Here is a 13,013-nt window from a genome sequence, read left to right on the forward strand (position 1 = left end):
TTAACATGAGTGGCAACTTCCTCGCCCTGGCCCAGCCGGGCGTGCAACAACTGTCGCCTTACGTTCCGGGCAAGCCTGTGGACGAGCTGGCGCGTGAGTTGAACCTGGACCCCTCCAAGATCGTCAAGCTGGCGAGTAACGAGAACCCACTGGGCCCAAGCCCCAAGGTATTGGCGGCGATTCGCGAAGAATTGGCCGAGCTGACCCGTTACCCGGACGGCAATGGCTTCGCCCTCAAGTCCCTGCTGGCAGAAACATGCCGGGTCGAGCTGAACCAGGTCACCCTGGGCAACGGTTCCAATGACATCCTCGAGCTGGTCGGGCGTGCCTACCTGGCGCCGGGCCTGAACGCCGTGTTCAGCGAGCACGCGTTTGCGGTCTACCCGATCGTCACCCAGGCGGTCGGTGCCGACGCCCGTGTGATTCCTGCCAAGGACTGGGGCCACGACCTGCCGGCCATGCTGGCCGCCATCGACGCCCAGACCCGCGTCGTGTTTATCGCCAACCCGAACAACCCGACCGGCACCTGGTTCGATGCGCAGGCGCTCAACGACTTCCTGCAGGACGTGCCTGAGCATGTGCTGGTGGTGTTGGACGAGGCCTACATCGAGTACGCCGAAGGCAGCGACCTGCCGAACGGCCTGGATTTCCTGGCGGCCTACCCGAGCCTGCTGGTGTCGCGCACCTTCTCCAAGGCCTATGGCCTGGCGTCGCTGCGGGTCGGCTATGGCTTGTCGACAGCGGTGGTGGCCGATGTGCTGAACCGCGTGCGCCAACCGTTCAACGTCAACAGCCTCGCCCTGGCGGCAGCCTGTGCGGCGGTGAAGGATGCCGAGTACCTGGAAGAAGGTCGCCGCATCAACGCAAGCGGCATGCTGCAGTTGCAGGATGGCTTCCGTGCGTTGGGCCTGGGCTGGATTCCCTCCAAGGGCAACTTCATCTGTGTCGACCTTGGTCAAGTGGCCGCCCCGGTATTCCAGGGGCTGCTGCGCGAAGGTGTGATCGTGCGGCCGGTGGCCAACTACGGCATGCCGAACCACCTGCGGATCACCATCGGCTTGCCGGCTGAAAACAGTCGCTTCCTGGAGGCGCTGGCCAAGGTCCTGGCTCGTGGTTGATGTCACTGCATTGCAACCTGCCGTGCCTATGATCGGTCGCCTGGTGGTGGTCGGCCTGGGCTTGATCGGTGGCTCCTTCGCCAAAGGCCTGCGCGAAAGCGGGCTGTGCGGCGAAGTGGTCGGTGTGGACCTGGACCCGCAATCGCGCAAGCTGGCGGTGGAGTTGGGTGTGGTGGATCGCTGCGAGGCGGACCTGGCGCTGGCGTGTCAGGGAGCTGACGTCATCCAGCTTGCGGTGCCGATCCTGGCGATGGAGAAACTGCTGGCGGTATTGGCCGGCATGGACCTGGGCCAGGCGATCCTGACCGACGTCGGCAGTGCCAAGGGCAATGTGGTGCGGGCGGCGCAGCAGGCCTTTGGTGGCATGCCGTCGCGCTTTGTGCCGGGCCATCCGATTGCCGGTTCCGAGCAGAGCGGGGTGGAAGCGTCCAATGCGCAGCTGTTCCGCCGCCATAAAGTGATCCTGACGCCGCTGGAGCAAACCGATCCGGCCGCGCTGGCGGTGGTGGATCGTCTCTGGCGTGAGCTGGGGGCGGATGTGGAACATATGCAGGTCGAGCGCCACGACGAAGTGCTGGCGGCGACCAGCCATTTGCCCCATCTGTTGGCATTCGGCCTGGTGGACTCCCTGGCCAAGCGCAACGAAAACCTCGAGATTTTCCGTTATGCCGCCGGCGGCTTTCGCGACTTCACACGGATTGCCGGCAGCGATCCGGTGATGTGGCACGACATCTTTCTCGCCAATCGCGAAGCGGTGTTGCGCACCCTGGACACCTTCCGCAGTGACCTCGACGCCTTGCGCGACGCGGTCGATGCCGGGGATGGCCATCAATTATTGGGCGTGTTCACCCGTGCGCGGGTGGCGCGTGAGCATTTCAGCAAGATCCTGGCTCGCCGGGCCTATATGGAAACCGCTGTGAACGCCGATGACCTGACTTTCCTTGCCAACCCGGGCGGCCGCCTGAGCGGGCGTATCCGGGTGCCGGGTGACAAGTCGATCTCCCATCGCTCGATCATGCTCGGCTCGTTGGCCGAGGGCGTGACGGAGGTGGAAGGGTTCCTTGAGGGTGAAGATGCCCTTGCGACCCTGCAGGCGTTTCGCGACATGGGCGTGGTGATTGAAGGGCCGCACCATGGGCGCGTGACCATTCATGGTGTGGGCTTGCACGGCTTGAAGCCGGCGCCGGGGCCGATCTACCTGGGCAATTCCGGTACGTCCATGCGACTGCTGTCCGGTTTGTTGGCGGCCCAACGCTTTGACAGTGTGTTGACCGGCGATGCTTCCCTGTCCAGGCGCCCGATGAACCGCGTGGCCAAGCCATTGCGGGACATGGGGGCGGTGATCGAGACCGGGCCGGAAGGGCGTCCGCCGCTGACCATTCGTGGCGGCCAGGCGCTCAAAGGCATGAGCTATGCAATGCCGATGGCCAGTGCCCAGGTCAAATCCTGTCTGTTGCTGGCGGGGCTGTATGCCGAAGGTCAAACTGCGGTGACCGAGCCTGCGCCGACCCGTGACCATACCGAGCGTATGTTGCGCGGTTTTGGTTACCCGGTTGCGGTGGAAGGCGCTACCGCATCGGTGGAATCGGGTCATGTACTGACGGCTGCCCATATTGAAGTGCCGGGGGATATCTCCTCTTCGGCATTCTTCCTGGTGGCGGCTTCGATTGCCGAAGGCTCCGAGTTGTTGCTGGAGCATGTCGGCATCAACCCGACCCGCACCGGGGTGATCGATATCCTGCGGTTGATGGGGGCCGATATCACCTTGGAAAACCCGCGCGAAGTGGGTGGCGAGCCTGTCGCTGACCTGCGGGTGCGGGCAGCTGTATTGAAGGGTGTCGAGATTCCGGAAGCGCTGGTGCCCCTGGCTATTGATGAATTCCCGGTGTTGTTCGTCGCGGCCGCCTGCGCTGAAGGCCGGACCATTTTGCGGGGCGCCGAAGAGTTGCGCGTGAAGGAGTCCGACCGTATCCAGGTCATGGCCGACGGTCTGCAGGTGTTGGGGGTGAAGTGTGAACCGACCGCCGATGGGATTATCATTGACGGTGGCCTGATGGGCGGTGGTGAAGTCCATGCCCATGGCGATCACCGGATTGCCATGGCCTTCAGCGTGGCTTCCCTGCGGGCGGCTGCGCCGATTCGTATCCATGACTGCGCCAATGTTGCTACGTCTTTTCCGAACTTTCTTACACTGTGTGCCCAAGTCGGCATCCGTGTTGCCCAAGAGGCTCAATTGTGAATATCAAAGCACCGGTGATTACCATCGACGGGCCAAGCGGCTCGGGCAAAGGCACGATCGCCGGCATCCTGGCCAAGCGCCTGGGCTGGTGCCTGCTGGATTCCGGCGCGTTGTACCGCCTGCTGGCGTTTGCCGCACGCAACCATGGCGTCGACCTGACCAACGAAGAATCCCTGAAGCTGCTGGCCGCGCATCTCGATGTGCAATTCGTCGGCGCGACGGAAGGTCATCCCCAGCGCATCATCCTGGAAGGGGACGATGTGACCGATGACCTGCGTAACGAGCAGGTCGGCTCCTGGGCCTCCCAGGTTGCTGCGCTGCCGGCGGTGCGTGATGCGCTGTTGCAGCGTCAGCGGGCTTTCCAGGAGCCGCCGGGGCTGGTGGCCGATGGCCGCGACATGGGCACGGTGGTGTTTCCCGAGGCGCCGCTGAAGATTTTCCTGACCGCCAGCGCCGAGGAGCGGGCTCGCCGCCGCTACTTGCAGTTGAAGGGCAAAGTCGATGGTGTTAGTCTGTCGAGTCTGCTAGATGAGATCCGTGCACGCGATGAGCGTGATACCCAGCGCGCAGTAGCCCCGCTCAAGCCGGCGGCTGATGCCATACAGCTGGATTCCACGGAGTTGTCCATCGAGCAGGTGCTGGAACGCATCTTGAGTGAAATCGCCATTCGCGATATCGCCGGGTGATCAAGAAGGCCGCAGGGGACCAGTCATAGTCCTGCGGTGGCTTCTTTTAACTGAAACTGACCCACACCGTCTGGGGTGTGGAGATGGGCGTATTCTTCGCCCTTATCAACAGGAATTAAAATGAGCGAAAGCTTTGCGGAACTCTTTGAAGAAAGCCTAAAAACCCTGAACCTTCAGGCAGGCTCCATCATCACCGGTGTTATCGTTGATATCGATTACCAAGCTCGCTGGGTAACCGTTCACGCTGGTCTGAAGTCTGAAGCTCTGATCCCGCTGGAACAGTTCTACAACGATGCTGGTGATCTGACAATCAATGTCGGTGACGAAGTTCACGTTGCTCTGGACTCGGTTGAAGACGGTTTCGGTGAAACCAAGCTGTCCCGTGAAAAAGCCAAGCGCGCTGAATGCTGGATTGTTCTCGAAGCAGCCTTCGCAGCTGAAGAAGTGGTCAAGGGCGTTATCAACGGTAAGGTTAAAGGCGGCTTCACTGTCGACGTTAACGGCATCCGTGCGTTCCTGCCAGGTTCTTTGGTCGACGTTCGTCCTGTGCGCGACACCACGCACCTGGAAGGCAAAGAACTCGAATTCAAGGTCATCAAACTCGACCAGAAGCGCAACAACGTTGTCGTTTCCCGTCGCAGCGTCCTGGAAGCAGAGAACTCCGCCGAGCGTGAAGCTCTGCTGGAATCCCTGCAGGAAGGCCAACAAGTCAAAGGTATCGTCAAGAACCTCACCGATTACGGCGCATTCGTCGATCTGGGTGGCGTCGATGGCCTGCTGCACATTACCGACATGGCTTGGAAGCGTATCAAGCATCCTTCCGAAATCGTCAATGTTGGCGACGAGATCGATGTCAAGGTTCTGAAATACGATCGCGAGCGCAACCGTGTTTCCCTGGGCCTGAAGCAACTGGGTGAAGATCCATGGGTCGCTATCAAAGCCCGTTACCCAGAAAGCACTCGCGTCACCGCGCGTGTTACCAACCTGACCGACTACGGCTGCTTCGCTGAGCTGGAAGAAGGCGTTGAAGGCCTGGTACACGTTTCCGAAATGGACTGGACCAACAAGAACATCCACCCTTCGAAAGTCGTACAAGTCGGCGACGAAGTGGAAGTCATGGTTCTGGATATCGACGAAGAGCGTCGTCGTATCTCCCTGGGCATCAAGCAGTGCAAATCTAACCCATGGGAAGATTTCTCTGGCCAGTTCAACAAGGGCGATAAAATCTCCGGCACCATCAAGTCGATCACCGATTTCGGTATCTTCATTGGTCTGGACGGCGGCATCGACGGCCTGGTTCACTTGTCCGACATCTCCTGGAACGAAGTTGGCGAAGAAGCTGTTCGTCGTTTCAAGAAGGGCGACGAGCTGGACACCGTTATCCTGTCGGTTGACCCAGAGCGCGAGCGCATCTCCCTGGGTATCAAGCAACTGGAAAGCGATCCGTTCTCCGAGTACGTTCAAGAGAACGACAAAGGCGCAATCGTTAAAGGCACTGTGAAAGAAGTTGACGCCAAAGGCGCCATCATCGTTCTGGCCGACGATATCGAAGCGACTCTGAAAGCCTCCGAAATCAGCCGTGACCGCGTTGAAGACGCGCGCAACGTTCTGAAAGAAGGCCAGGAAGTAGAAGCCAAGATCATCAGCGTCGATCGCAAGAGCCGCGTGATCCAGCTGTCCATCAAGTCGAAAGACGAAGTGGAAGAGAAAGAAGCCATCCAGAGCCTGAAATCGGCTCCGGAAGCTGCAACAGGCGAGACCACCATGGCCTCCCTGCTGCGCGAAGCAATGGCTAAACAGAACTAAGTTCTGTAAGGCTGTTAAAAAGGGCGACTTCGGTCGCCCTTTTTTGTGCCTGAAATTCGTTGAATCAACACGCAAGAACCAAGGCAGACGCCTTGGTGTCAGAGCTGAATAGAGTATTGATAAAGGCGCTCCCGTGTTTTTAAGGATTTCGATGAACAGGCTTATCGTGGTGTTCGCAGTGGTAATGCTTGCAGGCTGTTCCATTACCAGCGCCAAAACTCACGCGAGGCGCGGTGTCAGCGGCATTGAGGTCGATTGCTCGGGGTTGGGCAACAACTGGGATAAGTGCGAGAAACGCGCCGCCCGCGAATGCAGGATGCAGGGCTATAAGGTCATCACCAGGTCCAGCGACGCCAAGGACGAAGAGGGTGATTACTTGTTCGGTTGGAACCCTGCAGGAGCGGTCACTCGTACCATGCTCGTGATCTGCAATTGAGAGTGTGGGTCGCTCATGGCGGGCGTTATTCAAACGGCAGATAAGTTGGTAGATGGGCTGTTCAAATTCATCAAGTCATGCTAAAACCTTCGAAGCGCTTTTCCTAGCTGCTTGAAAAAGAAGGGAAAAATATGACGAAGTCGGAGTTGATCGAACGAATTGTCACCCATCAAGGGCTGCTTTCATCCAAGGATGTGGAGCTGGCTATCAAGACCATGCTTGAGCAAATGTCCCAGTGCCTCGCGACCGGGGATCGAATTGAGATCCGTGGGTTTGGCAGTTTTTCGCTGCACTACCGCGCGCCAAGGGTAGGGCGGAATCCTAAGACTGGGCAGTCGGTGAGCCTGGATGGGAAATTTGTGCCTCATTTCAAGCCGGGGAAGGAATTGCGGGATCGGGTGAATGAGGATGAGGAGGAGGGGGTCTGAGACGTTTTGGGTTGGGAGGGGCTTATGCGTAGGTTTAAGCACGTTTTGATAGCGTTCGTTGTGCTGGTTTTAACATTTCTCATAATTGCATTTGTCTTGGAGAACCAGCGAAGTACGTCATTGTCGTTTTTTGGCTGGTCTACGGCTGAGCTTCCAGTGTCAGTGTTCATGGCGCTGTCATTAATGCTCGGTTTGATCGTTGGGCCGGTGCTCTGTTTAATTGCGCGTATCAAGAGATCTGATCGAAAAAACTAGTCATTTTCGTTGTCGGTGGGAGGAGTCAGGCAGTTCTGTAGTCTCCTATTCAAAAGACTGTGCAGCAGACGTCTCTGTGGATTTTCTTCGAGTTGGCAGGCCTTTTTGTTTTGCGATCAAGATGAGGGTGCGAGCTTGCGCACAATCTATTTGTGTTCGTTTTTGACTTTAAGGATGTAGAGCTTAAAATACTCATCAATTTCGTCACCCCCTTCATCTTTAACTGCACAACACAACGCTGATTTTCAGTCTGCATGCTGGCAAGCTTCGACGTTTTCCTTGAGCCCATTAACTCTTATCTGTAGCGTGTTTTCAGGGGGGAGTCGAGGGGGCTTGTCGGTCTGCTGGTCTTGAGGTGAGTTGCCGGCTAGAAGCTTGTCGTGCTGTGCGGATTGCCCTAGGACTCATTATGTTCAGCGGAAAAACGCTCCTTATCACTGGCGGTACCGGCTCATTCGGTAACGCAGTGCTTAAACGCTTCCTTGGCAGCGATATCGCTGAAATTCGCATCTTCAGCCGCGATGAGAAGAAGCAAGACGATATGCGTAAGCGCTATGCTAATGCCAAGCTGAAATTCTATATTGGCGATGTGCGCGATTATCAGAGTGTGCTCACTGCCACCCGTGGAGTGGACTACATTTTCCACGCAGCAGCGCTCAAACAGGTCCCATCCTGCGAGTTTCACCCAATGGAGGCAGTCAAGACCAATGTCATTGGCACCGAAAATGTTCTTGAAGCTGCAATCCAGAACGCAGTCAAGCGTGTGGTTTGCTTGAGTACGGACAAGGCGGTCTATCCCATCAATGCCATGGGTATATCCAAGGCTATGATGGAAAAGGTAATGGTTGCCAAATCCCGTAATGTCGATGATAAAAGAACCGTTATTTGTGGCACTCGTTACGGTAACGTCATGGCTTCGCGTGGCTCGGTGATTCCCTTGTTCATCGAGCAAATCCGTTCAGAACAGGCATTAACCCTGACTGATCCGAATATGACTCGGTTCATGATGACACTGGCGGACGCCGTCGATTTGGTGTTGTACGCATTCGCGCATGGCCGTAACGGTGATCTTTTCGTGCAAAAAGCACCTGCGGCAACCGTCGAGACTTTGGCCAAGGCACTGACCGCTATGGTTGGTAAGCCCGAGCACCCTATTCAAGTCATTGGCACGCGTCACGGCGAGAAGTTGTTCGAGGCGCTTTTGAGTCGCGAAGAAATGGCGTGCGCTGAAGATAAGGGCGACTACTATCGTATTCCGCCAGATTTACGTGACCTGAACTACTCCAAGTTTGTGGAGCTTGGTGAAGAGAAAATCTCTCGTACGGAAGACTATAACTCCCACAATACCGAAAGGTTGGATGTGGCAGGTATGCAGCGCCTCTTGCTCAAACTTGAGTTTATGCAGGCTATCCAACGTGGCGAGCATGCTACGCCGGAGGAGTAAGTAATGAAGGTATTGGTCACAGGGGCTAATGGTTTTGTTGGTAAGAATCTGATAGCGCACTTGAGCGAGCGTAAAGATATCGAGGTAGTGCCCTTTACCCGAGATAACAGCATCGCCCAGTTACCTCTCATGGTGGCCGAATCCGATTTTATTTTTCACTTGGCAGGGGTCAATCGACCGCTATTGCCGCAAGAGTTCAAAACTGGAAACACCGATTTGACTCTTGCTCTTTGCGAAGCAATTAAGGTGAGCGGCAAGCCAATACCTGTTCTTTACACGTCGTCGATCCAAGCTGATCGAGATAATCCATATGGCGTCAGCAAACTCGCTGCTGAGCAGTTATTGCAGGATCTACACACCAGTCACGGTTCTCGCATTCAGGTGCTGCGTTTACCCAATGTATTTGGTAAATGGGCACGTCCCGATTACAACTCAGCTGTCGCAACTTTTTGCCATAACATCACTCGGGGCTTGCCGGTTCAGATCAATGACCCTAAGTCAGTGATCAGCCTGGTCTACATCGATGATGTTATTGATTGTTTCGTCAGTGCTATGGACGGCGGATCATTCGCTGACTCAAATCCGCAGGTAAGTCCGGTATACAGCATTACCGTAGGGGAGTTGGCGGATCAGTTGCATACCTTCCGTAAAAGCCGTGACACGTTGATCAGTGAAGCTGTTGGCACAGGGCTAGTGCGGGCACTCTATTCGACCTACGTGAGCTACCTGCCTGTCGAACAGTTCGCTTATGACGTTCCTAAGTACGGAGACCCACGTGGCGTTTTTGTGGAAATGTTGAAGACCAAAGACAGTGGGCAGTTCTCTTACTTTACCGCTTATCCTGGCATCACACGCGGCGGCCATTACCACCACAGCAAAACCGAAAAATTCCTGGTAATCAAAGGCCTGGCCTGTTTCCGTTTTCGCCATATCATTTCTGGCGACTTTTACGAATTATTCACTAGCGGCGATGAGCCTCGGATCGTAGAGACTGTACCTGGTTGGACTCACGATATTACCAACGTAGGTGATGACGAAATGATCGTAATGCTTTGGGCAAACGAGATTTTCGACCGCGAGCGACCGGATACTTTTGCTCTGCCGGTTGGAACTCAAGCCTGAAGTCAAGGTGTGAAGCCGATGGTTAGGTTGATGATCCAGACGTTTATGAATTTGGAAGAGTGTTGAGATGAAAAAGCTAAAAGTCGTCACGGTTGTGGGCACACGCCCCGAGATCATTCGCTTGTCGCGAGTGATGGCGAAGCTGGACGAGCACTGTGAGCATATCCTCGTACATACCGGGCAAAATTATGATTACGAGCTAAACGAGATTTTTTTCCAAGATCTTGGCATCCGTAAGCCCGATCACTTTCTCAACGCAGCAGGCGCAAGTGGTGCACAGACTATCGGTAACGTGATTATTGCCGTAGATCGCGTCCTGGAACACGAGCAGCCAGAAGCTCTATTGGTGCTTGGTGACACCAACAGTTGCATGGCGGTCATTCCAGCCAAGCGTCGTAAAATCCCGACGTTCCACATGGAAGCCGGTAATCGTTGTTTTGATATGCGCGTGCCGGAAGAGATTAACCGGCGCATCGTTGACCATACGGCGGATATAAACCTGACCTATAGCAGTATTGCCCGCGATTATTTACTGCGTGAAGGTCTGCCGCCGGATATGGTGATCAAAACCGGGAGCCCCATGTACGAGGTGCTCAATTATTACCGCGAGGGAATCGAAGCTTCGAGCGTATTGGAGCGTCTTGGCCTGGACGCAGGCAAATTTTTTGTCGTGAGTGCTCACCGTGAGGAGAACATCGATTCGGACAAGAACTTCCTAAAGCTGGTAGACGTCCTTAACACTGTTGCAGCCCATTACGAACTGCCGGTAATTGTGACCACCCACCCGCGTACTCAAAAGCGGGTAGACGCAATGGGCGTCATTTTTCACAAGAACGTGCAACTGCTCAAGCCACTGGGTTTCAAGGATTACAACAAACTGCAGTTGACCTCCAAAGCCGTGCTGTCAGATAGCGGCACCATTAATGAAGAATCGTCGATCCTCAATTTTACGGCGCTGAACATACGTGAAGCCCACGAACGGCCTGAAGGCATGGAGGAGGCGGCGGTGATGATGGTTGGCCTAGAAGTGGACCGTGTCATGCAAGCCTTGCAACTCCTGGAACGTCAAGGGAGTGGTCACGAGCGCACGCTTCGCCTCGTATCGGATTACAGCATGCCGAATGTTGCCGAAAAAGTGGTGAGGATTATCCACAGCTATCGTGATTACGTTATGCGTACAGTATGGAAGCAATATTGATTGGATAGGTTCGCTCAAGAAAAGCCGCTGAAGATTCTGGTGGTCACTCAGTATTTTTGGCCGGAAAACATGCGAATCAACAACATGGTCGAAGGGTTTATCGCCATGGGGCACGAGGTGACTGTGCTCACCGGCGTGCCCAACTATCCGGAAGGCAAGGTCTATGCTGATTTCCGTGGGGACCCTGCGCAGTTCTCTAATTATCGAGGTGCTCGGGTTGTGCGCGTGCCGATGCTGGCGCGAGGCAGGCGCAGCATCACCCTGGCCTTGAACTACTTTTCTTTTTTTACGAGTGCCTCAATAGTCGGCAGCTATAAGCTGCGCGGTCAGTCATTCGACTCAATCTTCGTGTATGCCGTATCTCCTATTATGGCGGCAATTCCCGCACTGGTGATTGGGCGCCTGAAAAAAGTGCCGGTATTTGTGTGGGTCTTGGATTTGTGGCCGGAAACCTTGAGTGCGGTCGGCATTATCAAACATCCGAAATTGCTTGGCATGGTCGGCAAGGTGGTGTCCTGGATCTACAATCGCACCGACTACCTATTGTTGCAGTCACGTGCCTTTGATGAAAACGTCAGAAAGTACTGTACCCGCTCGATTTCGGCCGATCGCCTTGTGTACTTCCCAAGTTGGGCCGAGGACGACTTTGCCGGGGAGGTACAAGTAGCCTCCGAACTGCTTCAACGTGATGAGTCCGTCTTCACTATCTTGTTCGCCGGCAACCTTGGCGAGGCTCAGGACTTCCCGGCAATACTGGAAGTGGCCAAAGCACTCAAGGGAGATCTTCAGGTCCGATGGGTGATTGTAGGAGATGGCCGGGCCAGTGAATGGCTTACCAAGCACATATCTGAACATCAGATGAGCAATGTCTTGTTGTTGGGGCGTCATCCACTCGAAAAAATGCCTGCACTTTTCTCTGTGGCGGACGCATTGCTGGTGTCATTAAAAACCAACGAGGTTTTTGAAAGGACTATCCCAGGCAAAGTTCAGGCCTATCTGGCCTCGGGCAAGCCCATTATTGCGATGATTGATGGTGAGGCCGCTAGAGTGGTTGTTGAGTCAGGTGCCGGTATGGCCTGTGGTTCAGGCGATGCCCGAGGGCTGGCCGAAATCGTGCGCACCATGGGCACTTTAACTGCCCCAGAGCTTGAGCGTATGGGGCTGTCTGGTAGGGATTACTACCTTGAACATTTCTCCAAAGCCAAGTTGTTCGAGCGTCTTGAGTCGCTTTTCAGAAAAGCCACTTTGAGACAGGGCAATAAATCATGAGAATTATGTTGTTGACAGGTGCATCTGGTTTTGTCGGGCGAGCCGTGCTTGATCGTGTAGTACAGGATAGGCGCTTCGAGCCGGTCATTGCTGTCCGTAAAGCCCTTTCCGATTTACCCGGTACGACGAGGATGGTGAAGATAAACGCGATTGATGCCGCGTGTGACTGGAGTGAGGCAGTAACCGATTGTGCTGTTGTGGTTCACTGTGCAGCGCGCGTCCATGTGATGAGTGACGCTAGTGCTGATCCATTAGCGGAGTTTCGCAAGGTTAACGTCGACGGGACACTGCAACTCGCCAGGCAGGCTGCACAGGCGGGAGCCAAGCGCTTTATCTTTGTCAGTTCGATCAAGGTCAATGGTGAAGGCACGCGACGGGGCGCGCCTTACACCGCTGATGCAGAGCCTGCTCCGGTGGATCCTTATGGCATCTCCAAGATGGAGGCTGAACAGGCTCTTAGGCTATTGGCTGCGCAGACAGGAATGGAGGTTGTCATCATCCGTCCGACACTTGTCTACGGACCAGGAGTGAAGGCCAACTTTCTCAATATGATGCGCTGGTTGAGTAAAGGTGTACCTCTGCCCTTTGGGGCCATCCATAACCAGCGCAGTCTGGTCGCCTTGGATAATCTTGTGGACCTTATCCTGACGTGCGCCGAGCACCCATTGGCCGCGAATGAGACGTTTCTGGTCAGTGACGGTGAGGATCTTTCTACCACTCAGTTGTTGCGTAGAATGGCTGCTGCACTGGGGACTCCGGCACGCTTATTACCGGTGCCAGCATGGATATTGGAGTGCGGGGCCTCGTTGCTGGGGCGCAAAGCACTTTCTCAGCGCCTCTGTGGCTCGCTGCAGGTCGATATTGGTAAAACCCAGAAACTTCTGGGCTGGGTCGCGCCTGTGAGTGTTGATCAAGCTTTGTTAAAGGCTGCTCAGCATTTTTTGCACGTTAAAAAGTAGGCAAATAGGCGATTTTCGAATAACCCTACCGGCTTGAATTGGCTCGGCGACGA

General features: G+C 55.4%; 11 protein-coding genes. All 11 read left to right on the forward strand.

Annotated elements, in window-relative coordinates; genetic code table 11:
- Positions 1–5: 5 nt before the first annotated feature.
- The 11 genes from hisC (at position 6) to J1N02_RS22330 (ending at position 12,960) form a co-directional block, all read left to right on the forward strand.
- Positions 6–1,118, forward strand: a complete 1,113-nt coding sequence (gene hisC / locus J1N02_RS22280) for a histidinol-phosphate transaminase (RefSeq protein ID WP_421147753.1) — start codon at positions 6–8, stop codon at positions 1,116–1,118.
- A gap of 28 nt (positions 1,119–1,146) precedes the next feature.
- On the forward strand, positions 1,147–3,357 hold the full coding sequence (locus J1N02_RS22285; RefSeq protein WP_421147770.1) for a bifunctional prephenate dehydrogenase/3-phosphoshikimate 1-carboxyvinyltransferase: 2,211 nt from the start codon (positions 1,147–1,149) through the stop codon (positions 3,355–3,357).
- Positions 3,354–4,043: a (d)CMP kinase gene (gene cmk, locus J1N02_RS22290; RefSeq protein WP_003172653.1), complete on the forward strand. Its 690-nt coding sequence runs from the start codon at positions 3,354–3,356 to the stop codon at positions 4,041–4,043. The genes J1N02_RS22285 and cmk overlap by 4 nt, the downstream gene beginning before the upstream one ends.
- A 120-nt stretch (positions 4,044–4,163) precedes the next feature.
- The gene (rpsA, locus tag J1N02_RS22295) at positions 4,164–5,849 is read left to right on the forward strand and encodes a 30S ribosomal protein S1 (RefSeq protein WP_027604177.1); all 1,686 of its coding nucleotides are present in this window, start codon (positions 4,164–4,166) and stop codon (positions 5,847–5,849) included.
- A gap of 151 nt (positions 5,850–6,000) precedes the next feature.
- Positions 6,001–6,285 (forward strand): hypothetical protein, encoded by a 285-nt coding sequence (locus J1N02_RS22300; protein ID WP_421147754.1) that lies wholly within the window; start codon positions 6,001–6,003, stop codon positions 6,283–6,285.
- Positions 6,286–6,416: 131 nt separating this feature from the next.
- Complete coding sequence (gene ihfB / locus J1N02_RS22305) at positions 6,417–6,713, forward strand: integration host factor subunit beta (protein ID WP_003218804.1); 297 nt, start codon at positions 6,417–6,419, stop codon at positions 6,711–6,713.
- 664 nt (positions 6,714–7,377) lie between these two features.
- On the forward strand, positions 7,378–8,412 hold the full coding sequence (locus tag J1N02_RS22310) for a polysaccharide biosynthesis protein (RefSeq protein WP_065947424.1): 1,035 nt from the start codon (positions 7,378–7,380) through the stop codon (positions 8,410–8,412).
- Between the two features lie 3 nt (positions 8,413–8,415).
- A complete protein-coding gene (gene wbjC / locus J1N02_RS22315; RefSeq protein WP_065947425.1) occupies positions 8,416–9,534 on the forward strand; it encodes a UDP-2-acetamido-2,6-beta-L-arabino-hexul-4-ose reductase in 1,119 nt (372 codons plus the stop codon).
- A gap of 67 nt (positions 9,535–9,601) precedes the next feature.
- Complete coding sequence (locus J1N02_RS22320) at positions 9,602–10,732, forward strand: UDP-N-acetyl glucosamine 2-epimerase (protein ID WP_065947426.1); 1,131 nt, start codon at positions 9,602–9,604, stop codon at positions 10,730–10,732.
- Positions 10,733–10,801: 69 nt separating this feature from the next.
- A complete protein-coding gene (locus J1N02_RS22325) occupies positions 10,802–12,001 on the forward strand; it encodes a glycosyltransferase family 4 protein (protein ID WP_421147771.1) in 1,200 nt (399 codons plus the stop codon).
- Complete coding sequence (locus J1N02_RS22330) at positions 11,998–12,960, forward strand: UDP-glucose 4-epimerase family protein (RefSeq protein WP_065947428.1); 963 nt, start codon at positions 11,998–12,000, stop codon at positions 12,958–12,960. Before J1N02_RS22325 ends, J1N02_RS22330 begins: the two co-directional genes overlap by 4 nt.
- Positions 12,961–13,013 lie beyond the last annotated feature (53 nt).

The sequence above is a fragment of the Pseudomonas sp. NFX5 genome, from assembly GCF_049132125.1.
Lineage (GTDB): Bacteria > Pseudomonadota > Gammaproteobacteria > Pseudomonadales > Pseudomonadaceae > Aquipseudomonas > Aquipseudomonas marginalis.

What these genes read in the sequence shown, in the direction of transcription:
- ihfB (WP_003218804.1), top strand. Translation starts at nt 6,417, where the DNA reads ATGACGAAGTCGGAGTTGATCGAACGAATTGTCACCCATCAAGGGCTG.
- J1N02_RS22300 (WP_421147754.1), top strand. Translation starts at nt 6,001, where the DNA reads ATGAACAGGCTTATCGTGGTGTTCGCAGTGGTAATGCTTGCAGGCTGT.
- J1N02_RS22325 (WP_421147771.1), top strand. Translation starts at nt 10,802, where the DNA reads ATGCGAATCAACAACATGGTCGAAGGGTTTATCGCCATGGGGCACGAG.
- J1N02_RS22285 (WP_421147770.1), top strand. Translation starts at nt 1,147, where the DNA reads ATGATCGGTCGCCTGGTGGTGGTCGGCCTGGGCTTGATCGGTGGCTCC.
- hisC (WP_421147753.1), top strand. Translation starts at nt 6, where the DNA reads ATGAGTGGCAACTTCCTCGCCCTGGCCCAGCCGGGCGTGCAACAACTG.
- J1N02_RS22320 (WP_065947426.1), top strand. Translation starts at nt 9,602, where the DNA reads ATGAAAAAGCTAAAAGTCGTCACGGTTGTGGGCACACGCCCCGAGATC.
- J1N02_RS22330 (WP_065947428.1), top strand. Translation starts at nt 11,998, where the DNA reads ATGAGAATTATGTTGTTGACAGGTGCATCTGGTTTTGTCGGGCGAGCC.
- J1N02_RS22310 (WP_065947424.1), top strand. Translation starts at nt 7,378, where the DNA reads ATGTTCAGCGGAAAAACGCTCCTTATCACTGGCGGTACCGGCTCATTC.
- wbjC (WP_065947425.1), top strand. Translation starts at nt 8,416, where the DNA reads ATGAAGGTATTGGTCACAGGGGCTAATGGTTTTGTTGGTAAGAATCTG.
- rpsA (WP_027604177.1), top strand. Translation starts at nt 4,164, where the DNA reads ATGAGCGAAAGCTTTGCGGAACTCTTTGAAGAAAGCCTAAAAACCCTG.